The 20946-nt window shown below is 74.5% G+C and carries 20 protein-coding genes; 8 read left to right on the forward strand and 12 right to left on the reverse strand.

All coding sequences use genetic code 11. The features are described 5' to 3' along the window. Positions 1 to 1069: 1069 nt before the first annotated feature. The 6 genes from ACFY3L_RS32975 to ACFY3L_RS33000 form a co-directional block, all read right to left on the reverse strand. Positions 1070 to 1798: a M23 family metallopeptidase gene (locus tag ACFY3L_RS32975; protein ID WP_389332928.1), complete on the reverse strand. Its 729-nt coding sequence runs from the start codon at positions 1796 to 1798 to the stop codon at positions 1070 to 1072. 241 nt (positions 1799 to 2039) lie between these two features. Beyond that, positions 2040 to 2288, reverse strand: a complete 249-nt coding sequence (locus ACFY3L_RS32980; RefSeq protein WP_389332930.1) for a hypothetical protein — start codon at positions 2286 to 2288, stop codon at positions 2040 to 2042. A gap of 84 nt (positions 2289 to 2372) precedes the next feature. Then, the gene (locus ACFY3L_RS32985; protein ID WP_389332933.1) at positions 2373 to 2516 is read right to left on the reverse strand and encodes a hypothetical protein; all 144 of its coding nucleotides are present in this window, start codon (positions 2514 to 2516) and stop codon (positions 2373 to 2375) included. Between the two features lie 71 nt (positions 2517 to 2587). Beyond that, complete coding sequence (locus tag ACFY3L_RS32990) at positions 2588 to 3196, reverse strand: DUF305 domain-containing protein (RefSeq protein WP_389332936.1); 609 nt, start codon at positions 3194 to 3196, stop codon at positions 2588 to 2590. A gap of 5 nt (positions 3197 to 3201) precedes the next feature. After that, entirely contained in the window at positions 3202 to 4008 is an 807-nt protein-coding gene (locus ACFY3L_RS32995; protein WP_389332939.1) for a lytic polysaccharide monooxygenase, read from the reverse strand. An 86-nt stretch (positions 4009 to 4094) separates the two neighbouring features. Then, a complete protein-coding gene (locus tag ACFY3L_RS33000) occupies positions 4095 to 5393 on the reverse strand; it encodes an NAD(P)/FAD-dependent oxidoreductase (RefSeq protein WP_389332942.1) in 1299 nt (432 codons plus the stop codon). A 76-nt stretch (positions 5394 to 5469) separates the two neighbouring features. On the opposite strand from ACFY3L_RS33000, the gene ACFY3L_RS33005 reads away from it, so the two are divergent. Together ACFY3L_RS33005 and ACFY3L_RS33010 are read left to right on the forward strand one after the other, a co-directional pair. After that, positions 5470 to 6663: an MFS transporter gene (locus ACFY3L_RS33005; RefSeq protein WP_389332945.1), complete on the forward strand. Its 1194-nt coding sequence runs from the start codon at positions 5470 to 5472 to the stop codon at positions 6661 to 6663. Positions 6664 to 6909: 246 nt separating this feature from the next. Beyond that, a complete protein-coding gene (locus ACFY3L_RS33010; protein ID WP_389333510.1) occupies positions 6910 to 8439 on the forward strand; it encodes an SDR family NAD(P)-dependent oxidoreductase in 1530 nt (509 codons plus the stop codon). Positions 8440 to 8485: 46 nt separating this feature from the next. On the opposite strand, the gene ACFY3L_RS33015 is transcribed toward ACFY3L_RS33010, so the two are convergent. Both ACFY3L_RS33015 and ACFY3L_RS33020 read right to left on the reverse strand, forming a co-directional pair. Next, positions 8486 to 9187, reverse strand: coding sequence for an FHA domain-containing protein (locus ACFY3L_RS33015; RefSeq protein ID WP_389332948.1), 702 nt, complete (start codon positions 9185 to 9187; stop codon positions 8486 to 8488). A gap of 68 nt (positions 9188 to 9255) precedes the next feature. Next, positions 9256 to 10044 carry a sporulation protein gene (locus tag ACFY3L_RS33020; RefSeq protein WP_389332951.1) on the reverse strand — a complete coding sequence of 263 codons (789 nt, stop codon included), beginning with the start codon at positions 10042 to 10044 and terminating at the stop codon, positions 9256 to 9258. Between the two features lie 37 nt (positions 10045 to 10081). On the opposite strand from ACFY3L_RS33020, the gene ACFY3L_RS33025 reads away from it, so the two are divergent. Further along, positions 10082 to 10477, forward strand: coding sequence for a MerR family transcriptional regulator (locus ACFY3L_RS33025; protein WP_389332954.1), 396 nt, complete (start codon positions 10082 to 10084; stop codon positions 10475 to 10477). 17 nt (positions 10478 to 10494) lie between these two features. Here ACFY3L_RS33025 and ACFY3L_RS33030 read toward each other — a convergent pair whose 3' ends face one another. Beyond that, on the reverse strand, positions 10495 to 11139 hold the full coding sequence (locus ACFY3L_RS33030; RefSeq protein ID WP_389332957.1) for an FMN-dependent NADH-azoreductase: 645 nt from the start codon (positions 11137 to 11139) through the stop codon (positions 10495 to 10497). A gap of 96 nt (positions 11140 to 11235) precedes the next feature. Here ACFY3L_RS33030 and ACFY3L_RS33035 point away from each other — a divergent pair, with 96 nt between their 5' ends. Both ACFY3L_RS33035 and ACFY3L_RS33040 read left to right on the forward strand, forming a co-directional pair. Then, positions 11236 to 11838 carry a MarR family winged helix-turn-helix transcriptional regulator gene (locus tag ACFY3L_RS33035; protein WP_389332960.1) on the forward strand — a complete coding sequence of 201 codons (603 nt, stop codon included), beginning with the start codon at positions 11236 to 11238 and terminating at the stop codon, positions 11836 to 11838. 90 nt (positions 11839 to 11928) lie between these two features. After that, a complete protein-coding gene (locus ACFY3L_RS33040) occupies positions 11929 to 13476 on the forward strand; it encodes a hypothetical protein (protein WP_389332963.1) in 1548 nt (515 codons plus the stop codon). 136 nt (positions 13477 to 13612) lie between these two features. Here the strand turns inward: ACFY3L_RS33040 and ACFY3L_RS33045 are convergent, their stop codons facing one another. Then, positions 13613 to 14176, reverse strand: coding sequence for a TIGR03086 family metal-binding protein (locus tag ACFY3L_RS33045; RefSeq protein WP_389332966.1), 564 nt, complete (start codon positions 14174 to 14176; stop codon positions 13613 to 13615). A gap of 64 nt (positions 14177 to 14240) precedes the next feature. Here ACFY3L_RS33045 and ACFY3L_RS33050 point away from each other — a divergent pair, with 64 nt between their 5' ends. Beyond that, positions 14241 to 14999 carry a DUF6597 domain-containing transcriptional factor gene (locus tag ACFY3L_RS33050; RefSeq protein ID WP_389332969.1) on the forward strand — a complete coding sequence of 253 codons (759 nt, stop codon included), beginning with the start codon at positions 14241 to 14243 and terminating at the stop codon, positions 14997 to 14999. 82 nt (positions 15000 to 15081) lie between these two features. Here the strand turns inward: ACFY3L_RS33050 and ACFY3L_RS33055 are convergent, their stop codons facing one another. Beyond that, a complete protein-coding gene (locus tag ACFY3L_RS33055; RefSeq protein ID WP_389332972.1) occupies positions 15082 to 18123 on the reverse strand; it encodes a fibronectin type III domain-containing protein in 3042 nt (1013 codons plus the stop codon). Positions 18124 to 18345: 222 nt separating this feature from the next. Between ACFY3L_RS33055 and ACFY3L_RS33060 the strand changes: the two genes are divergently transcribed. Then, a complete protein-coding gene (locus ACFY3L_RS33060) occupies positions 18346 to 19596 on the forward strand; it encodes a hypothetical protein (RefSeq protein ID WP_389332975.1) in 1251 nt (416 codons plus the stop codon). Here ACFY3L_RS33060 and ACFY3L_RS33065 read toward each other — a convergent pair. Further along, a complete protein-coding gene (locus ACFY3L_RS33065; RefSeq protein ID WP_389332978.1) occupies positions 19593 to 20165 on the reverse strand; it encodes a TetR/AcrR family transcriptional regulator in 573 nt (190 codons plus the stop codon). The two genes, ACFY3L_RS33060 and ACFY3L_RS33065, sit on opposite strands and share 4 nt — an antisense overlap. 45 nt (positions 20166 to 20210) lie before the next feature. Between ACFY3L_RS33065 and ACFY3L_RS33070 the strand changes: the two genes are divergently transcribed. Continuing rightward, complete coding sequence (locus tag ACFY3L_RS33070) at positions 20211 to 20672, forward strand: GNAT family N-acetyltransferase (RefSeq protein WP_389332981.1); 462 nt, start codon at positions 20211 to 20213, stop codon at positions 20670 to 20672. Positions 20673 to 20946: the final 274 nt, after the last annotated feature.

Below are 20946 nucleotides of genomic sequence, written 5' to 3' on the forward strand. Positions count from 1 at the left end.
GGCGACCCTCTATGCCAGGCAACCTCCGCAACCTGATCCTGCTCCCGGGCAACGTCCTGCCGAAGCCACCCTCAGCGCCACTCCCCCAGCCGACTCCTACGGTGCTCCCGCTCCGCGCCGTCCCCACCCCGTGCCGTTCCGGCGGCCGCCCGCTGAGCCACCCGCCTGCGCCACCCACCCGTGCCGTCCGCCCGTGCCACCCACCCGTCTGCGCCGCCGTCTGTGCTGCCCGACCGCCGCGCCGCCCGCCGTGCGCCCGCCCGCCTGTACCACCCGCGCCGCCCGCCGGTGCGCCCGCCCATACCGCCCGCGCCGCCCGCCGCGCCGCCCGCCGGTGCGCCCGCCCCGCCCGTACCGCCTGTGCCGCCCGTCCTTACCGCCCGCCCGCCCCACCCGTCTGTGCTGCCCGACCGTGCTGCCCGCCCGCCGCCCGCCGGGGCGCCCGCCCGCCCGTACCGCCCGCCGGTGCGCCCGCCCGTCCGTGCCGCCCGCCGCGCCGCCCGCCGGTGCGCCCGCCCGCCCGTACCGCCCGCGCCGCCCGCCGGTGCGCCCGCCCGTCCGTGCCGCCCGCCGGGGCGCCCGCCCGCCCGTACCGCCTGTGCCGCCCGTCCTTACCGCCCGCCCGCTTCACCCGTCTGTGCTGCCCGACCGTGCCGCCCGACCGTGCCGCCCGCGCACTGCCCGACCGTGCCGCCCGCGCGCCGCCTGCCTGTGCCGTCTGCGTCGGTCGCGCTGGCTGGCTGGTCGGCGTCCTGGACACCACCCACGTCCGCACCTGCAGCCGGAGCCGTTCGCGCGGGCATCCTCCACAACCTGAATCTGCCCGGGCGGACTCGTCCCGAAGACACCCTCGACGCCACTCCTGCGACCGGCTCCCGCACCGCCGGCTCGCCCACACCGCTCGCCCCACGGCACCCACTCAGGCCGGTCCGCCCACGTCAGAGCATCGGGCGGGGGCCTGGCAGCCGCGCACGTCACCCACTCGCTAGCCCATGTCGGCGGTCTCCGGTGTCCGGCGACGACTGCCGCGAGGCAGGGGGAACGAAGGTCCTCGCGAACGTGGCCGGGGTTACGGGTTGACCAGGGGTTTGGTCGGGCAGCCGTGTTGTTGTTGCCACTGCTCCACGTCGGCCACCGGGGACTTCTCGGTGCCGGCTTTCCAGGCGTCGAGGTAGGACCAGGGCCAGATCACGCCGCGGCGGGTCCACCAGTCGGTGGTCTTCTGGCAGGCCGGGGAGATGCCGAAGTGGATGTGGCAGGCGCTGGCGTCGCCGGTACGGCCGACCTTGGCCACCGGCTGGCCCGCCTTGACCGTGGTGCCGGCCTCGATGCCCTGGTCGATCGTGGAGAAGTGGGACATGTAGTAGCGGATGCCGTCGCCGCCGAGGATGGAGACGGAGAGGCCGCCGCGGGTGGCGCCGTCGTTGACCTTCGCCTGGTAGGTGTCGGTGCGGGTCACCTCCAGGACGGTGCCGTCGACCGGGGAGACGGCGGTGAGGCCGCAGGCGGCGATGATGTCGCTGGCCGGGTAGTCGTGGTGGGTCCTCGCGTAGGACGCCTTGCCCTCGACCGGGAACGCGTGCTTGACCGGCTGCCCGGCGGCGGCGCCCGCGGTGGCGCCGGCGCTCGGCGCGGCTGCCTGCGAGGACTGCGGACCGGATGCCAGCTGGCGGCCGGGTGACTCGGACGCGGCCGGGGGCGGCGGGGCGGTCGAGGGGGCGGGGTCGCCGCCGCAGCCGGCGGCGTCGAGCGCCACCACCGCGACGGCACCGGCGAGCCTGGTGCGCAGCGCGAACATCGTCAGCCACCCTACGCCCCCACGGCAACCACCCGCACCACGACGCCCGCCCGCGACGAACCACCCGGGACCACGACGCCCCGGCCGCGACAAACCACCCGGGACCACGACGCCCCCGCCGCGACAAACCACCCGGGACCACGGCGCCAGGCCGCGACAAATCACCCACACCACGGCGCCCCGGCTGCGCGCCCGGACCACGGCGCCCGGACCACGGCGCCCGGCGGTGGCGGGCCCGGCGTCAGATGACGGGGGCGGGGAGGATGGCGAGGAGCTGGGTGGGGGGTTCCAGGGCGTCGACGAGGGTGTCGCCCTCGAGCCAGAGGCCGCCGGCTCGGCAGACGAGCGCCGCGGCGGCCTCGACGGGGCAGGGCAGGAGGGCGCCGCAGGCGCCGCAGCGCGCCGGGTCGTCGGGGTCGCGTTCGAGGTGGCGCGTCTGGAGCTCGGCGGCGGTGGTGACGAGGACGCTGTCAGGGTCGAGGTGCAACATGTCGATGATCGTGCCGCCGGTACCGGCGGCGACAGCGCCACAAAACGGGTGAAAAGCCTGCTGAACGCGGGTCACCCGGAAAGGTCAACGGGAGGGCTGGCCGGTGCCGGCGCACTGGCTGGCGGCGCCGGTGACGCCGTCGGGCTGGTGGGCCGGGGTCGGGGAGCCGGCGTTGACGTGGACGCGCGCGCCGCAGACGGGGCAGCGGCTCATGGCATCGGAGGGCATCTCGTTCACCTCATGCGGCAGGAAAGACCGGACGAGGGAGTGATTCCCCTCGTCCGGCCGGTTGGAACATGTCAGCCGCTGACGAGTGCCAGCATCTGGCTGATCTGCTGCGTGCGGGACAGCTCGATACGCTCCGCGAACTGCTTGACGGTGCTGTTCTGACCGTTCGCCTTCAGCTGCTGCGCCATCTCGACCGCGTTGTGCTGGTGGGCGATCAGCAGGTTGAGGAACTTGGTCTCGAAGTCGGCGCCGGACGCGTCCCGCAGGGCCTTGATCTCCTCCTCGCCGGTGGCGGGCTGACCGCCGTGCGCGGCGTGGCTGCTGTGGTCGTCGCTGCCCGTGGCCTTCTCGTTCCAGCCGGTGAGCCAGCCCTTCATGCGGTCGACCTCCTCGGCCTCGACGACGTCGATGGCGCCGGCGAGGTTGACGACGTCCTCGCGGACGCCCTTGGCCTTGCCGAGCTTCAGCATCTCCAGGCCCTGCCGCTGGTGGCCGATCATCATCTGCAGGAACAGCACGTCGTAGGCGTTGTGCGGGCCTTCGGCGACGGCGGCGACGCCCTGCGGCGCGGCGGCGGCACCCCGCTGGGGGCCGGCCGCGGGCTGGTTGACGTCCTTGCAGCCGGTGAGCAGGAGCGCGGCGCCGACCAGCAGCGCGACGGCGGTGCGGATACGCGTCACGGCGGTCACACCGGCAGCCAGAGCGCGAGCGTGTAGATCGGCTCCCAGCTGTAGATCGCGGTGTGGGCCTGGCGGCACTGGTACTTGCGGCCGTCGTACGTGACGACGTCACCGACGTGGTAGGTGACGCCGGCGGCCCAGGCGGCTCCACCCGGTGCGGGCGTGGTGGTGGGCGGCTTCGAGGTGGTGGCCGTCGCGGTCGGCTTCGGAGAAGCGGTGGCGGTGGCGGTGGCCGTGGGCCTGGGCGAAGCGGTGGCGGTGGCGGTGGGCGTGGGTGTGGGCGTGGAGCCGCCGCCGGAGCCGATCTGCAGGTCGATGCAGTTGTAGAACGCGTTCACCGTGTCGGCGATGTTCCACACGGCCAGGACCGTCTGCCGGCCCGAGTACCCGGCGAGGCTCACCTGGTGCGACACGGTCGCGTTCGGCTGCTTGCCGCCGTCGTTGAACTGCGCGATGCGGGTGTTGCCGATGAAGTAGTCCCACGTGCTGGTGGAGTGCCGGGCGGTCAGGACCCAGTTGAAGGTGACCGAGGTGCCGACCTGCGTGGCGGGCCAGTTGCGGCTGTTGTCGTCGAGCACCGCGAACTCGGGCTTGCCGCCGTTGCAGTTCTTCTGCCCCTTCGGGCCTTCGACGCTCTGCGGCTCGTACTGAATGGGACCGCAGTCGGCGACCTTCTTCTGCGCGCACAGCGCCTGCCGGCTCGGCGGTGAGGACACGTATCCGTGCGCCGAAGCGGGCGAGCCGAACCACAGAGTGCCGGCCGTCGCACCCAGTGCGACCAGCGGATACAGCACGGATCTACGCATCGCCAATTTCCTTCCACACCATTGTCGAGCAGGTGCGGAGAAACGTATCGGAGGTGCGCTTAACGAGCCCTTCTGCGATTTGCAAATCTCGCCTAACGCGTATTTATGGCGTCGTTAAGCGAGACGGGGGCGGCGAGGCCGAGGCCGACGGCGGGCCGGTGCGAGGCGAGGAGCCAGTCGGCGGCGACCCGGGCGCGGTTCCCGGGCAGGGACAGCAGGTGGTAGGCCCGGGTGACGGCCTTGGCGGGCAGGCCGGACAGCGGGACCCGCAGCGGGTTCGCCGCGGCGTCCGGGCCGCCGAGGTCGACCAGGAAGCCGAGGTCGTGGTGCTTGTACCGCCGGCGCCTCCCGATCCCGAACGACGCGACCACGTTGTGCGCGGCGAGGGCGCCCTGCCGGACGGCGTGCTGCGCGGTCATCGGGGTCAGCGAGCCGGGGCGGGTCAGGTCCGGCACGGCGGCGGCGTCCCCGCAGGCGAAGACGTCCGGGAACCCGGGCACCGTCAGGTGCTCGTCGACGACGAGCCGCCCCTGCTCGGTGCGCAGCTCGAGGTCCTCGACGAGCGGGTCGGGGCGGACCCCGACGCACCAGATGAGGGTGCGGGTCGGCACGACCCGCCCGTCGCTGAGCTGGACCCGGTCCGACGAGGCGGAGGCGACGGAGCAGCCGGTGAGCACCTCGACGCCGCGGGCGCGCAGGACCCGGTCGGCGGTGCCGGAGAGGCGCGGCGACAGCTCCGGCAGCACCCGGGACGCGGTGTCCAGCAGCAGCCAGCGCACCTGGGTGCCGGCGAGGGACGGCTGGTGGCGCACGATGTCCGCGACGGCGAGCCGGCAGTGCGCGGCGACCTCGGTGCCGGTGTAGCCGGCGCCGACCACGACGAACGTCAGCCGGGCCGCGCGCTCCGCCGGGTCGTCGGCGGTGGCGGCGAGCTCGACCTGCCGGATCAGGTGGTCGCGCAGGTACAGCGCCTCCGGGATGCCGCGGAAGCCGTGCGCGTGCTCGGCGATGCCGGGGATCGGCAGGAGCTTGTTGACGCTCCCCACCGTGATGACCAGCCGGTCGTACGTGAGCTGCCGGGTCCGTTCGGCGCCGTCCTCGTAGTGGACCGTGCGCAGCCGCGGATCGATGTGCGTGGCGTTGCCGAGCACGACCCGCACCCCCGGCAGCGCGGCGGGCAGCGACACCGCCACCCGACGGGGTTCCAGGACGCCGGCCGCCACCTCCGGCAGCAGCGGCAGGTACAGGAAGTAGTCCGTCGGGTTGAGCAGCGTGATCCGCGCCCGCCCGCGGGTCAGCCGGGTCAGCCGCCGGGCCGCGTGGAAGCCGGCGAACCCGCCGCCGACCACCACGATGTGCGGTGCCGCAGCGGGTGCCTCGAAAGGTGCCATCGGTGCCTCCGTCGTGAGCGTCACACCGCGATACCCAGCTCGACCCGGGTCACGCCGGGCGCGCATGATCGCTGGCATGCTCACCGTCGTGCTACGGACCGCCCAGGTCGCCAGAGTCCTCGCCGCGAGCACGCTCGGCCGGCTGCCGCTCGGCGCCGCGCCGGTCGCGCTGCTGCTGTTCGCCCGGGAGACGCTGTCGATCGGCGCGGCCGGCGCGCTCGTCGGCGTCTACACGGCGGGGGTCGCGGTCGGCGGGCCGGTCCTCGCCCGCGTCGCCGACCGGTTCCGGCAGCCGCCGGTGATGCTGGCCGGCGCCGCCGTGTCGACCGCCGGGTTCGTGCTGCTCGCGTCGGGGGTGCCGCTGTGGGCGGCGCTGGTCGCGGCGCTCCTGGCGGGGCTGGGCGCGCCGCCGTTCGAGGCGGGCCTGCGGGTGTTGTGGCGGTCGCTGCTGCCGGAGGAGCAGGTGCCGACCGCGTACACGCTGGACATCGCGGTGCAGGAGCTCATCTTCATCTTCGGCCCGCTGGTCGCCGGCGCGTCCGTCGCCGCCGGCGGTCCCGTCGCGGGCCTCTACGTGACGGCGGGCTTGCAGCTGGCCGGGACCGTGTGGTTCGTGACGACCCCGGTGGTGCGCGGGTGGCGCGGTGAGCACGCGGAGCGGCACTGGGCCGGGGCGCTGCGCTCGGGCCGGCTGCGGCTGCTGCTGGTCGCCGTCGTCCTCGTCGGTACGGGTGTCGGCAGTCTCCCCGTCGCGGTGATCGACTACGCGGAGTCGGTCGGTGGCCGTGGCTGGTCGAGCTGGATCCTGGCGGCGCAGGCGACCGGTGCGCTCATCGGCGGGCTCGTCAACACCCGGGTGAAGGTCGACGGGCGGCGGCTGCCGCTGCTCGCGCTGTGCCTGGGGCTCGGGTACGCGCCGCTGCTGCTGACGCCGTCCCAGCCGGTCCTGCTGCTGCTCCTCGCCGTCCTGTCGGGGCTGTTCCTGCCGCCGTTCCTCGCCGCGACGTTCGTCACCGTGGACCGGATCGCGCCGGCGGGCACGGCGGCGGAGGCGTTCGCGTGGGTGGCGACGGCGTTCTCGGTCGGCGCGGCCGCGGGCGCCGCCGTGGACGGCGCGATCCTCGACGCGACGACCGGGCCGCGGATCGGGTTTCTCCTGTCGCCGCTGGTCATCGCGCTGGCCGCGCCGCTGCTGGTGCCGCTGGCCAGAAGCCTCCGCACGGGCGGCGATCCGGCGCCCGCTGAACACGTTCGGGCGGAGACGCCCTGATTTGTCCGAAATAGCCGGAAAATCGGGTTTACTGGTTAATGTCGAAAGCAGCGCGACGGCCACCGGTTGAATGCAACGGGGGACGGGGGACGTCGCGGCAGCGGCGGGTCCGGGGCGGCAATGGCGCCACCCGGGCCCGTTCGACGTTTCGCGTACAGTTCCGGGGTGACCCCGCACGACCCCACTCTCACCTCCGCCCCTGCTCCGAGGGCCGGCCACTCCCCCGCCCACGCTCCGGAGGAAGCCATGCCCCGCGGCACCGCCGACGCTCCGGCGGGCGCCCCGTTCAGCAGCGAGGACGCCCCGTTCGGCAGCACGAGCGTCCCGGTGGACAGCGAAGGCGTGCCGTTCGGGCCCGGGATCGACCCCGAGCGGCTCGCGATCTGCCTCGCCGTCTTCGAGGAGCTCGACGACCTCCCACCGGACCACCCGGACGTGGTGCGGGTGCGCAGGGCGACGTCCCACCTGTACAAGAGCGTCAAACGCCAGCGGCGCAGCGACCGCCGCGCGGCCATCACCGAGAACGACCGCATCGTGACGGCGGCCACCGCGACCGGGGCGCCCGGCCGCATCGACGACGAGACGCAGGGCATCGCCCTGGTGTCGCCGACCATCGGCGCGACCGCGGGCCGGCTGCTGCGGCCGAGGTCCTGCTACACCTGCAAGAACCGGTACGTCGACGTCGACGCGTTCTACCACCAGCTCTGCCCGGACTGCGCGCGGCTCAACCGGCAGCGCCGCGACGCCCGCACCGACCTCACCGGCCGGCGGGCGCTGCTGACCGGCGGCCGGGCGAAGATCGGCATGTACATCGCGCTGCGCCTGCTGCGCGACGGCGCCCACACGACGATCACGACCCGGTTCCCGAACGACGCGGTGCGCCGATTCGCGGCGATGCCCGACAGCGCCGACTGGCTGCACCGGCTGCGGATCATCGGCATCGACCTGCGCGACCCGGCTCAGGTCGTCGCGCTCGCCGACGACGTCGCCGCGCAGGGCCCGCTCGACATCCTCATCAACAACGCCGCGCAGACCGTGAAGCGGGCGCCCGGCTCCTACTCCCACCTCGTCGCGGCGGAGTCCACGCCGGTCGAGCTGGACGGCCCGATCCCGGAGATGCTGACGTTCCACAAGGCCGACCCGCACGCGGAGCTGACCCTGGAGGCCGGCGCGTCGCCGCTCATCCCGCCGGACGCGCTCACGGCCCTGGCCCTGACCAGCCGCAACACCACGGCGGAGAAGGTCGCCGCGCTGACCGCGATCGACGCCGGCGGGCTGGTGCCGGACCTCGCCTCGATCAACAGCTGGACCCAGCGGGTGCACGAGGTCGACCCCCTCGAGCTGCTCGAGGTGCAGCTGTGCAACGTGACGGCGCCGTTCATCCTCGTCAGCCGGCTGCGCCCGGCCATGGCCGCGGCGCCGGCCCGCCGCAAGTACGTGGTGAACGTGTCGGCCATGGAAGGCCAGTTCAGCCGCCGCTACAAGGGGCCCGGCCACCCGCACACCAACATGGCGAAGGCCGCGCTCAACATGCTGACGCGCACCAGCGCGGAGGAGATGCTGACCGAGGGCATCCTGATGACCGCGGTGGACACCGGCTGGATCACCGACGAGCGGCCGCACCCGACGAAGATGCGCCTGCACGAGGAGGGCTTCCACGCCCCGCTCGACCTCACCGACGGCGCCGCGCGCGTGTACGACCCGATCGTGCGCGGCGAGCAGGGCGAGGACCTCTACGGCTGCTTCCTGAAGGACTACAACCCGTCCGCCTGGTAGGGCGTGCGGACCCCGCCGCGGCGTGCCCGCGGCGGGGCCGGCGGGATCAGCGCAGCTGGTACGACAGCGTGAACTTGCCGACCTGGACCTCGTCGCCGTCCTTCAGCGTGGCGCTCTTGACGCGCTCGCCGTTGACATACGTGCCGTTGAGGCTGCCCAGGTCGAGCGTCGAATAGCCGAAGCCGCTCGGGTTACGGTGAAACTCGACGTGCTTGCGGGAGACCGTGTTGTCGTCGAGGACGATCTGGTTGGCGGAGTCGCGGCCGCAGCGGCAGATCTCGCCGTCGAGGGCGAACTCGGCGCCGGCCTCGGCGCCCTTGCGGATCAGCAGCGTCGCGCGGCCCGACGGCAGCTTCTCCATGTGCGCGGTCAGATCGAGCGGCTGCGTGGCGCCCTCCGGGGCGTCGACGGACGCCTGGGCGAGCAGCTCCTCGCTCGCCACGATCGGCACCCGCCAGTGGCGGGCGAGGCCGATCGCCTCCAGCGGCGCCGCCGGCACCCGGATCCCGTCGCCGAGGACCAGCTGGAACGGGCCCTGCGCGGCGACGACCTCGACCGCGCGCAGCGGGGCGCGCAGCGCGGTCAGCGCCCGCTGGAACAGCTCCGCGCTGACCGGCTCGACCATGTCCCGCGGGCCACCCTCGACCGCGAACTGCAGGTGGCGGCCGGTCCGCTCGTCCTTGAGCAGCACCATCGGACGGCTCTGCCAGGTCTGCGCCCGCACACCAACGACGACGAGCTCACGCATCCCCGGGCCTCCCGTGTCCGACGGTCAAGTTTGACGTGCCGCTAACGGTACCGGGCGGTGGCTTGCTTTCAGAAATGCCAGCCCCGCCGCTGCGTCGCCTGCTGGATCCAGTTGCTGACCTCGGCGGGCCAGTTGACCGCCGCGGCCTGCGCGTGCCCGACCTGGAACCGGCTGATCGAGTCGTGCCCCTCGGTGAAGATCCCGCCGCGCTTGTCGAACTCGATGATGACCTGCGTGCCGTGCGGGTCTGTCACGAAGGTGACCTCGACCTCGTTGATGCGGCTCGCGTACTGCTGCGCGGCGTAGAACTCGATCTCCTGGTAGAACGGCAGCGTCTGGTGCACGCCGTGGATGTGCCCACGCTCCAGGTCGGCGGCCTTGAACCGGAAGCCGAGCTGCCCGAACGCGTCCAGGATGGCGCCCTGCACCGGCAACGGGTGCACGTTGATCGGGTCGAGGTCGCCCTTGTCGATGGCCCTGGCGACCTCGAGCTCGGTGCGCACGCCCATCGTCATGCCGTGCAGGCGCTGCCCGTACATGTGCGTGATCGGCGTCTCCCAGGGGATCGGCAGCTGGAACGGCACCGCGTGCTGCTGCCCCGGCCCGAGGCGGAACCCGCCGGTGAGCTGCTGGCGCTGGAACTCGACCGTCGCGTCGTATTCGCTGTCGGCGCCCTCGACCTCGACGCGCGTCTGCAGCGCCACGACGATCCGCTCGATCTCGACCTCGTGGTCGCCGCCGGCGAACCGGACCTGGCCCTGCACATACCCGCCGGGCTGCACGTCCGGACCGGCCAGGACGGTGTCGACCGTCGGGCCACCGACGCCGAGCGCGCGCTTCAGGCTCTTGAAGACCATTCGCGGAGACTAACACGCGAGACTGTAGGGTTGAGTGGTGTCCAAACTGCTGCGGATCGGGGAGCTCGCACACCTGTCCGGCGTGTCCACCCGCACGGTGGACTTCTACACCGGGCTCGGCCTGATCGAGCCGGCCGACCGCACCGCGGGCAACTTCCGGCTCTACGCCCCGGACTGCGTCGACCGGATCGCCGCGATCAGGGCCCTGGAGGCCAACGGGGTCAGCCTCGCCGAGATGGCGGGCGCCCTCGGGCCGGGGAAGGGCGACCTGCCGGGCCAGCTGTCGCAGCTGCAGCTCGACCTCGACACGCTCCGGGAGGCGGCCGCACACTCCGGCCCGGCCGCCCACCAGCTGCTGCTCGCCCTCACCGCCCGGCTGCAGTCGCTGATCACGACCGCCATCGAGGTCACGGGCAACCTGCCCCCCATGTAGCCGCCCGTCGCGGCCGTTCAGGCTCTGATCAGCTCGGCCACCCGTACACCGTGCGCCGCCGCCTGCTCGTGCCCCTTCTTCAGCGACTCGGCGGCCAGCCCTCGCAGCGGTGCCATCGCGGGGGTCACGTCGGCGAGGGTCAGCTCGGCCTCGGCGACGTGCAGGTCGAGGCCGAAGACCTCGCCGAGCAGCCGGCGCAGGTAGGGCGTGACGTGGTCCCAGCCCTCCTTCGGGGCGCCGGGCCCGTAGCCGCCGCCACGGCTCAGCGCGAGCACCGCGGGCTTGCCGCGCAGCGGCTGGTCCCCGCCCACGCCGAGCCGGGGGTGCAGCACGACCAGGTCGATCCAGGCCTTGACCTGCGCCGGGAGGTTCCAGTTGTACAGCGGGACCGCGAAGATGAACGCGTCGGCGCCGAGCAGCTCCTCGGCGAGCCGGTCCACCAGGTCGCGGGCCTCGTCGGCGGGGGCCGGAGCGGCCGGGTCGACGGCGGCGCGGGCCAGGGAGGTCCACGCGTCGGACGGCAGCGGGTGGGCACCGAGGTCGCGCCGGGTCACGGTGGCGCCGGGGTGCTCGGCCAGCCAGGCCCGCTCGGCGGTGTCCGCGAGGGCGCGGCTGACCGATCCGGTGGTGCGGATGCTGGCGTCGAGACGGAACAGGTGCATCTTCTGACTCCCCATCAGTGCTTTCGCTTCTGTGCAGATAGTCTGCACAGCAGAACATCTTCCCGCAAGAGTGAGTGAGCTGCTTATCATTGCTGCATGACGCAGGCGCCGGAGGTTCGCGACGAGCTCCAGTCGGACCTCGGCTGGGCGCTGGGCGTCATGCTGCGCGCCTACGCGAAGGGGGCCGGGCACGTGATCGCCGGCGTCCCGGGAGGGCCCCGCGGCTACCAGGTCCTCACGGCCGCCGTCTCCGGCGCCGAGGGCACGCAGCTCGCCCTCGCGAACAAGCTCGGCATCGACCGGACCGTCATGACGTACCTGCTGGACGACCTGGAGCAGGCGGGCCTCATCGAGCGGCGGCCCGACCCCGCCGACCGGCGCGCCCGGCGGATCGTGGCCACCGACGCGGGCCGGGCCACGATGTGTGAGCTGCAGGGCAAGCTGGCGCACGTCGAGTCACGGGTGCTCAGCGCGCTCGACGAGGCGGAGCGGGAGCTGTTCCGGGCGCTGCTGCGCAGGGCCGCGACCCGGGTGGACGAGCACGACCCGGTCGCCGACGCGTGCACGGTGGTCGACCAGTTCGCCGCTTCGCCTGTTTCGTCGCCCGCCGCTTCGCCTGCTTCGTCCGCTTCGTCCGCCGCTTCGTCGCCCGCCGCTTCGGCCGGCGCCTCACGCCGGCGCCGGAAGGGTCAGATCTGACAACGTTCCGGTCTCATCGGGACGTTTGACGTGGTGAGTCGGCATACTGGAGCTGACCATCCGGCGAGCAGTGAGGAACCCCCGGGCGCGATGATGCTGCAACGCCGGTATCGGCTCGAGCGGCTGATCGGTGCGGGCTCCACCAGCGAGGTCTGGGAGGGGCACGACGAGCTCCTGCGCCGCCAGGTCGCGGTCCGTCTGCTGCGCGCCGACCGCGCCGAGCTCGCCGAGGTGTTCCTCGCCGAGGGCCGCGCCGCCGCGCGCCTCACCCACGCCAACGTCGCCGCCGTCTACGACGTCGGGACCGTCGAGCTGCCCTCGCGGGGCGAGGTGCCGTACGTGGTCATGGAGTTCATCGACGGCGTCACGGTCGCCGACCGGCTCCGGCACGGCCCGCTCACCGTCCTCGAGGCCGCCCAGACCGGCGCGGAGGTCGGCGCCGCCCTCGCCCACGCCCACGGCCAATGGGTCACGCACGGCGCGCTCACCGCCGCGAAGGTCGCCCTCACCGGCGTCGGCGCGAAGGTGTTCGGCTTCACCGACCGCCGCGGCGACGACCCGCACGACGTGAGCCTCGACGTGCACGCCCTGGGCGCCCTCCTCGCGTCCGCGCTCGACCCCACCACTGTCGCGCTCGGCTCCCCTGGTTTCCCGGGCTCTGCTGCCGGCTCCGGTGCCGCCGCGCTGGCGGCGCTCATCGAGCGGTGCACGGACCCCGACCCCGCGCTGCGCCCCGGCAGCGACGAGGCGGCGCTCGGCTTCGCCCGCATCGCCGGCACCAGGGTCGACCTGCCCGCCTGGTACACCATGTCCGCCGCCGACGAGACCACCGCGGCCGGCGGTCCGCCGCTGTCACCGGCCCACCGGTCGCCGGGCCTGCCCTTCTCCGTCCTGCCGTTCTCGGTCCGCGGCCTGTCGGCGCTGCCCCGCGCGTTCCCGCCGGTCCGCCTGCGCCGCGACGCCACGGCCGTCCGGACCGCCACGCCACCGGCCGCGGCCCTCACTGACGGGCGGTCCGGGACGCGGCCCGGCGCCCGCTCGGCGGCGCACACCCGGATCTCGCTGCCGCGGCTGCCGTTCGGCGCGCAGTCCCGCTCCACCGCCCACCTCAACGACGTGACCCTCGTCGACCTGCGCTCGGCCCGCACCGCACCGCCGCCGCGCGCCGCCGCAACCGCGGCCGGCCGCGGCCGGCGCTGGGCGTTCCGGGCCCTCGTCGGCTCGGCCATCGCCGGGGTCGTGTCGCTCGCCACGGTCGCCGCGCTCGGCCAGCCCCAGGCGGAGGGCACGCCGCCCTCGACCGGCCAGCTGCAGACCGCCACCGCGGGCGCGAGCCCCGCCCCCACCGTCACGACCCAGGCACCCGCCCCACCAGCCCCGGGGACGACGCCTCCGCACACCCAGCCGACGACCCGCCCACCGGCGACCAGGCCGACGTCGGCGAAGCCCTCGACCTCTCCCCCGGCCAGCCCGTCCGCGTCGGCCTCCGCGTCCCCGTCGGCGTCGGTCTCGGCATCCCCGTCGGCCTCCGCGTCACCGTCCGCTTCGGCCTCGCCGTCGGCGTCCGCGTCCCCGTCCGCGCCCCCGTCGGAGTCCGACACCACCACCTCGCCGAGCCCCTCGCCCGCCGCTCCGTGACCCGGCGCCCTTCACGCACCGCTCAGGAATCCGCTGTCCCACCCGTCGCGGCCCGTCGGCTCCTGATGGACGTCGCGCGATCCACCCACGCACTCGTCGGGTGATCGCGCGACGTCCATGGTCCGGCGTCGTCCGGTCAGGGGGTCCAGGACGGGTCGCGGCCGCTGAGGCCCAGGGCGCGGGCCAGCGGCGGGGCGGCCGCCGGGACGAGGACCTCCGCGCCGTACACGTTCATCTGGCGCCCCATGTCGGCGGTGCGGGCGACCTCCTCGTACACCCGCAGCACCACGACATCGTCCCAGTGCGGGTCGGCGCCGGTGGCGCGGGCGAGGTCCCAGCCGTGCAGCACGAACTCGCCGAGGACCATGCCACCGACCATGTCCGCGGGCAGGTCCGTCGGACCGCCCATCCGGGTGGTGCCCTCCCACGCCGCGGGATCGCTCCAGGCCGCGGCGAGCGACTCCAGGTGGGAGCGCAGCAGGGTCCGCCAGTCGCCGGCGGTCCGGTCCTGTTCGGGTCCCGGGTCGACGGCCTCCTTGCGGGCGGCGCCGGTCAGGGCCGGCGCCCAGTGCAGCAGGTGGTTGACGAGCGCCTGGACGTCCCACCCGGCGCACGGCGTCGCCGCCTCCAGGGTGTCGATGCCGTCCACGATCTTCAGGGTCACCGGCGTGGCAAGACCGATGAGCAGGTGTCCTTCCATCAGCGCCACGGTAGGCGCCGCGGCACGCGCGGTCTTGGACAAACACGACGGATACCCTTGCGAGGTGCGCGACCCGAGGGAGCTGGGCGGTGCGTGGTCGGCGTTCCAGCGCCACGGCACCGCGCCGCCGTCGCCGCCCCTGGAGGGGGTCGTCGCCCGGTACTGGTGGGCGACCTGGAACCTGACCGGCCAGCCCGACTACCGCCAGCTGCTCCCGCCGACGCCGAGCGTGCAGCTGACGTTCCCCACCGACGCCGCCCCCCTGCTCCGCGGCGTCCACCGGCGCCACTTCACCCGGACCCTGCACGGCACCGGCGGCGTCCAGGGCGTCGCGTTCGTCCCGGGCACGTTCCGCCGGTTCCTCGGCGCGCCCGTGAGCTCCCTGACCGACCGCACCGTCCCCGCCACGGAGGTCTTCCCCGGCATCCCCGCCGTGCCGCCCGGCGACAGCGCGACCATCGACGCCTTCCTCGCCGAAGCGCTCCCCCCGCCCGACCCCGCCGGTGACGCTGCCGCCGCCTGTGTACGCCGCGCCGCCACCACTGCGGACCTCCGCCGCGTCGACGACCTCGCCGTCGCGTGCGGGCTGGGCGTGCGGCACCTGCAACGCCTCTTCGCCGAACACGTCGGCGTCAGCCCGAAGTGGCTGCTGCGCCGCTTCCGCCTGCAGGAGGTGACCGACGTCCTCGCCGCCGCACCCGGCGCCCCGGTCGACTGGGCGGGGCTCGCCGCCGACCTCGGGTACGTCGACCAGGCCCACCTCAGCCGGGACTTCACCGCCATGTTCGGCGAGCCCCCGACCGCGTACGCGGCCCGCTACTGACGCCCGTCGAACGCGCCCGTCCGGCGGTGGATCGGCTGCCGGCCGGACCCCACGAGGCGGGGCCCGGCCGGCAGCTTCCCGGTCAGCGACGCCGGCGGAACCGCAGCCGCTCGGCGAGCACCTGGCTGCCCGCGACCCGGGTCGCGGCACCGCCCGCGATCAGCGCGAGCGCGGCCAGCGTCAGGAGCGTGACCGGCGGGCCGGTGACGGGCAGACCGCCACCGCCGCTGCCCGGCGCCTGGACGTCCGCCGGGGCGGCGCCGACCGTGACCGCCAGCTTCAGCACCCGCAGGGTGCCGGACGGGTCCGTGCCCATCGAGACGAACGTGTGCCCGCCGGACATGCCGGCCGGGACCGTCACCTGCTTGCTGAACTCCCCGTGCTCGTCGGTGAGGGCGGTGCCCAGCGCGGTCGGGCTGGAGTAGACCAGCAGCTGCACCCAGGTCCGCGGCGCGAACCCGGTGCCGACCAGGACCGTCGGCTGGCCCGCGCTCGGCAGGGCCGTGCCGGCGCTCGAGGTGAGGACGCCGTCGACGGCCGTCGGCGGCACGGTCGCCGGCACCGTCACGGGTGCCGCCGGCGTGACCGCGAGCGGTGCGCTGGTCGTCGCGTCGCCCTCGGCCACGGTCGCGGCCACCGTCACCTGGTAGGTGACCTGGTTGGTCGCGCCGGTCAGCCGGTGGCTCGTCGTCGCGCCACCGGCGATCGTCGCGGTGATCGGCGAGCCCGTCGCGGGGGCCGCCGTCACGGTGTACCCGGTGACCGCGGCGGCCGGCACGGGCACCGTCCACGTCACGTCGATCGTGGTGTCGCCGGGCACGACCGTCACGGCCGGGGCGGTGACCGCCGGCATCGTCACGGACGCCGTGCCGGCCGGTGAGGCGCCCTTGGCGTTGACCGCGGCCACCGAGACGGTGTAAGCGGCGCCGGGGATGCCCGCGAAACCGCAGGTGGTGGCGAGCGGCGACGCGGTGGCGCACGCCGGCGAGGCCGGGCCGGCGCCGCTGGCGCGGGTCACCGTCACCGTGTACGACAGGATCGGCGCACCGCCGGTCTCCCCCGGTGTCCAGTCCGCCTTGATCAGGTCACCGGCGACCGAGGCGCTGACCGCCGGCGCGGCCGGCGCCGCGGCCTCGAGGGTCACCGTCGCGGTGCCGCCGGCCGAGACGCCGGCGCTGTTCTGCGCCGTGACCGCGACGTCGTAGGTCGCGCCGGGCACGCCCGTGGTGCTGCAGGTCGTGCCGGTCGGGGACGCGGGCGTGCAGGTCAGCGCGGTGGCCGGGGTGCCCTGCCGGGCCACGGTGACCTGGTACGCGCTGATCGGCGCCCCGCCGGTGCCGTTCGGGCTCCAGTTGACGGTGATCGTGGTGCCCGACGCCGCGGCGGTCACCGTCGGCGCGGCCGGAGCGACCGCGGCGACCGCGGCGGTGGCCGTGCCGGGGTTGGAGGTGCCGGCGACGTTCACGGCGGCGACCTCGACGTCGTACGTCTGGCCCGGCATGCCGGTCGCGGTGCAGCTGACCGCCGGCGTCGGCGCGCCGAGCGGCGGGGTGCAGGGCAGCGTCGGCGCCGTCGGGGCGCTCTGCGGCACCAGCGTCACCACGTAGCTGGTGATCGCCGCGCCACCGTCGCTGCCCGGCGTCCAGTTGACGGTGATCGTGCTGCCGGCGACGGACGTCGTCACGCCCGGCGCCGCGGGCGGGCCGGCGATGACCGCCGTGGTGGTGCCGGCCGTCGACGGGCCGGTGGAGTTGTAGCTGCGGACCTCGACCGAGTACGTGGCGCCCACGACGCCGGCGACGGTGCACGACGATCCGCTCACCCAGCCGGGCGGGGTGTTGGCCTCGACCGACGGCACCGTGGTGCACGCCACGGGGACCGGGCTGCCGCCGTCGGTCCGGTTGACCAGGACGGTGTGCCCGGTGATCCCGGTGGCGCCGGGCGCCTCGGTCCAGGTCACCGTGACGGTGGTGCCGCTGACCGTGGCCTGCGCGGTCGGCGCGGCGGGCAGCGGAGGGACGGTGACCGTGGTGGTCTCGAAGGGCGACCAGCCGACGCTGTTGTGGGCCCGGACCTTGACCTGGTAGGTCGTGCCGGCCTGCCCGGCGATGGTGCAGGACGTGGCGGTGGCCACGGTGCACGGCACCGTCACCACCGGGTTGCTGCCGGAGACCGTCACTTCCGTCTCGTAGGCGTCGATGCCGGTCTCGCCGGCGGCGGGCTCGTAGTCGATCGTGATCGCCGTGCCGGTCCGGGACGGCGTCACCTGCGGCGCGCCGGGCTCCGAGGGCTGCAGCTCAGCCAGCCACGGGGCGCTGGCCCGGGGCGTGCCGGAGATGTACGAGTACACGACCACCTGGTTGACGCCGGGGAAGATCATGTCGGAGAACGTGCACGGGCTGACCGTGCAGCTGAGGACGCCGTTGCCGTTGACGCTCACCACGTACCCCGTGGAACCCGGGACCGAGGTCCAGGTCACCGTGAACGTCGTCGCGGTCTCGACGACCGAGGTGATGGTCGGTGCCATCGGATCGCCTGCCCCGCCGGGACTCGGCGAGGCCTCCACGGTCGCCGTCCCCGGGGATGCCAGGCTGTTCTTGCCGTGCCAGGGCGGAGCCGGCGGAACCTTCAGCCCGGGAGCAGCCGGCCGCGCGTGCGTCGAGAGCGTCCGCGCGAACCCGTGGACGGTCCTGTCGTCGGCGGAGGCACTGGCGGCGGCCGAGCCTGACCGTGCCGTCCCGGCCGGGCCGGCGGCGCCGGCCGACGCGCTGGGACGCCCCTTGCCCGCCGCCCCGCTCTTGCCGCTGCCCGCCTTGTCGCCGGCCTTGCCGCTCGCGTTGCTGCCGGTCTTGTCGCCGGCCCTGCCGCTCGCGTTGCTGCCGGCCCTGGCGCTTTTGCCGCTGCCGGTCTTGGCGTCGGCCTTGCCGCCTGTCTTGTCGGCCGTCTTGACGCGCGCCTTGTCGCCGGCCTCGGCGCTGCCGGACCTGCCGGCGGCCGGCTTGCCGCTGGACTCGCCGGTGGCAGGCTTGCCGTCGCGGGCCTCGGCGCCGGCCCGTGACGAAGGGCTGCGCCCGGCGCCGGGGTCCGCCGAGGCGGGCGCGGACAGCCCGGTCAGTGCCAGCAATGACGCGACGGCGCACGCCGCCGCCAATCGATGCGATCGAAAGTTCCTTGGCGACATCATGCCCCTGGTCCCTGGTGCGCTTGGGTTGATCCACTCCAGCGGGACGTTATGGCACCTGACCGACAAAGTGGGTATTTCTCAAAAATCAGATGATTTTGCACCACAGCCGGCGGCCGCCGACCGGGCGTCGCCACGGGACGGTCCGCGTGTACAACAGACGGCATGGACGCGAAGCGGGCGCAGGGGATCGGGTTCGCCGCGGCGATGGGTGCGCTGGCCGGCGCGGCCCTCGGTGCGCACCGCGGGCGGCGCGGCGCGGTCGCGGGGGCGGTGCTGGGCGCCGGCGCCATGGCGGGCGTCGACGCGCTCGCGCGGGCCCGGCAGCGGCCGGGCGAGATTCCCGCGGTGTGGTCGCGGGTCGCGGCCAGCGGCGCGATCGCCGCGCCGGTCGGGTGGGTGGCCGGGAAGGCCGGCGCGAGCCCGCTCGCGGTGGGCCTCGCGAGCGGCGCGGTGGCCGGGGCGATGGGCATCAGGCCGCACAAGGTGGCGCTCGGGCCGGTGGTCGGGCTCGCCGTCGGTGCCGCGATGCGCGGCCGGCCGGCGGCACAGGTCGCCGCGGCGAGCGTCGTGACGTTCCGGACGGTGTCGCAGCTGGTGTTCCGGGACGCGCAGGTCAGCCTCCTCGCGGAGCGGGTGCCGTCGGAGCGGCTGCCGTTCGTCGTGCCCCTCGAGGCGCGGACCCGCTACGTGGGCACCGGCTACGTGCGGGCCCTCGCCGAGGCGACCGGCGGCACGTACCAGGAGGCGGCGCCGGACGTCGGCATCGTCGCGAGCCTCGACGTCCTCGCGGGCCCGGACTTCGACCCGGGGGCGGTGCCGCCGCTCGTGCGGGAGTTCTACGAGCACACGACCCGGTTCACGCTCGACATCGTGCCCCGCTGGCGGACGTGGGTGCGGCCCGGGTACCTGCTGTACCGCAACCTCGTCGCCCGGCCGCTCGGGCAGGCGAACGTGCCGATGAACCAGCGGGAGGCGCTCCGCGGGGTCCGCAGCCGCATCGACACCGTCACCGCCGGCGACGGCCTGCAGACCCGCGGCTGGATCCGCAGCTACGCCGACACCGACGAGCCGATCTACGTCGGCATCTACACGACGTACCGGCACGAGGGCCGCGGCTATGTCAGCGTCGGGTTCCCGTTGCCGCAGGCGAACTTCACGGCGACGCTCGCGCCGCGGCGGCGCGAGAACGGGCTGATCCTCACCAGCTCCGCGCACGACGGGCAGACCGGGCACTACCTGAGCCACATCGACGGGGAGACCCGCGACCTGACGACCCTGGCGGTGCACGGCTTCGCCGAGGAGCTCGACGTGTACGTGGAGGACGGCGAGCTGCGGGCCGTGCACGCGTTCGCGGTGTTCGGGCTGCCGTTCCTGCGCCTGGAGTACACCATCCGCCGGAAGAGCCCGCGCTAACGCCGTCCGCCCTCCGCCAGGCCGAACGCCGCAAGAACAAGATCCAGCATCGCCTCCTGTACGAGCGGCGGATACGCCGACGGGTCGGCCGCCGCGAACGCCGCCGCGCCCTCCACCATGGCGACGAGCGCGACGGTGACGGTCGCCGGGTCCTGCGCCGGGCCGCACGCCTCGACGAGCCGGCCGACCCTGGTCCGCCACGCCCGGCTGTTGACCCGGTGCAGGTCGGTGAGCTCCTCGTCGGCGACGGCCGCGGCGAGGAACCCGAGCCAGACGGTGCTCTCCGCGACGGTCTGCGGGTCGAGGGCGAGCCCCTGGTGCAGGATCGCGCGCAGCGCGGCCCGCGGCGAGCTCGCGGCGGCCTCCAGGCTCTCGACCCGGGCCTTGGTCGTCTCGTGCAGCAGCTGCCGGGCGTGCCGCAGCAGCGCCCGCCGGTTGGGGAACCGGTGCATGACGAGGCCGGTCGTGCAGCCCGCGGCGGCGGCCACGGCCCGGATCGTCAGCCGCTCCAGGCCCTGCTCCGCGAGGACGTCCCAGACCGCCTTCGACAACCGCTCCTCATGTGGCACGCGTCGCACTCCATCCGCCTCGTAACAACTGTTACGGTACCACCCGTGACGGACTGGATCATCGAGGAGCGCGCCTGGGACGACCCGGACGGGGCCGCCCTGCGCGCCGCTCAGCGGGCCGAGCTCGACGCCCGCTACGGCAGCGACGACCACGAGCCGGGCGGCCCACCGTCCGGCGACGACATCGACCTGTTCCTGGTCGCGACGGCAGGCGACGGCCCGGTCGGCTGCGGGGCGCTGCGGCGCCTCGACCCGGCCTCCGCCGAGGTCAAGCGGATGTACGTGGTCCCGGCCGCCCGCCGCACCGGCGTCGCGACCGCGATCCTGCGCGCGCTGGAGGACGCCGCCCTGTCCCGCGGCTGGACGACGCTGCGCCTGGAGACCGGCACCGAGCAGCCCGACGCCCAGCGCTTCTACCAGCGCGAGGGCTACCACGAGATCCCGCTCTTCGGCGTCTACGCGGGCTCCACCCTGTCCGTCTGCTACGAACGCGCCCTGCGGCGGTAACGCCACCCACCACGGCACACCGGCCCGGCGCCGCCATCAACGCCACCGCCTCGATCACGGTCGTCACTGACGACGCCAAGTCCGCCGCGGATCGGCAGACAGGTCAAGGCGGCATACAACCGCGCCACCCGCGCACTCCTGGTCCGCAAGCCCTGAGCCCAGCCCACCCGCGCCACACCGCAGCACAGCCCTGCAATCACGACGCCGAACGCAGGAGACCGAAAGCGGGAGGCCGAAAGTAGGAGGCCGAAAGCACGGGGCCGGAAGCGGGAGG

This window comes from Dactylosporangium sp. NPDC000521 (assembly GCF_042898305.1).
In the GTDB taxonomy this organism is placed as follows: domain Bacteria; phylum Actinomycetota; class Actinomycetes; order Mycobacteriales; family Micromonosporaceae; genus Dactylosporangium.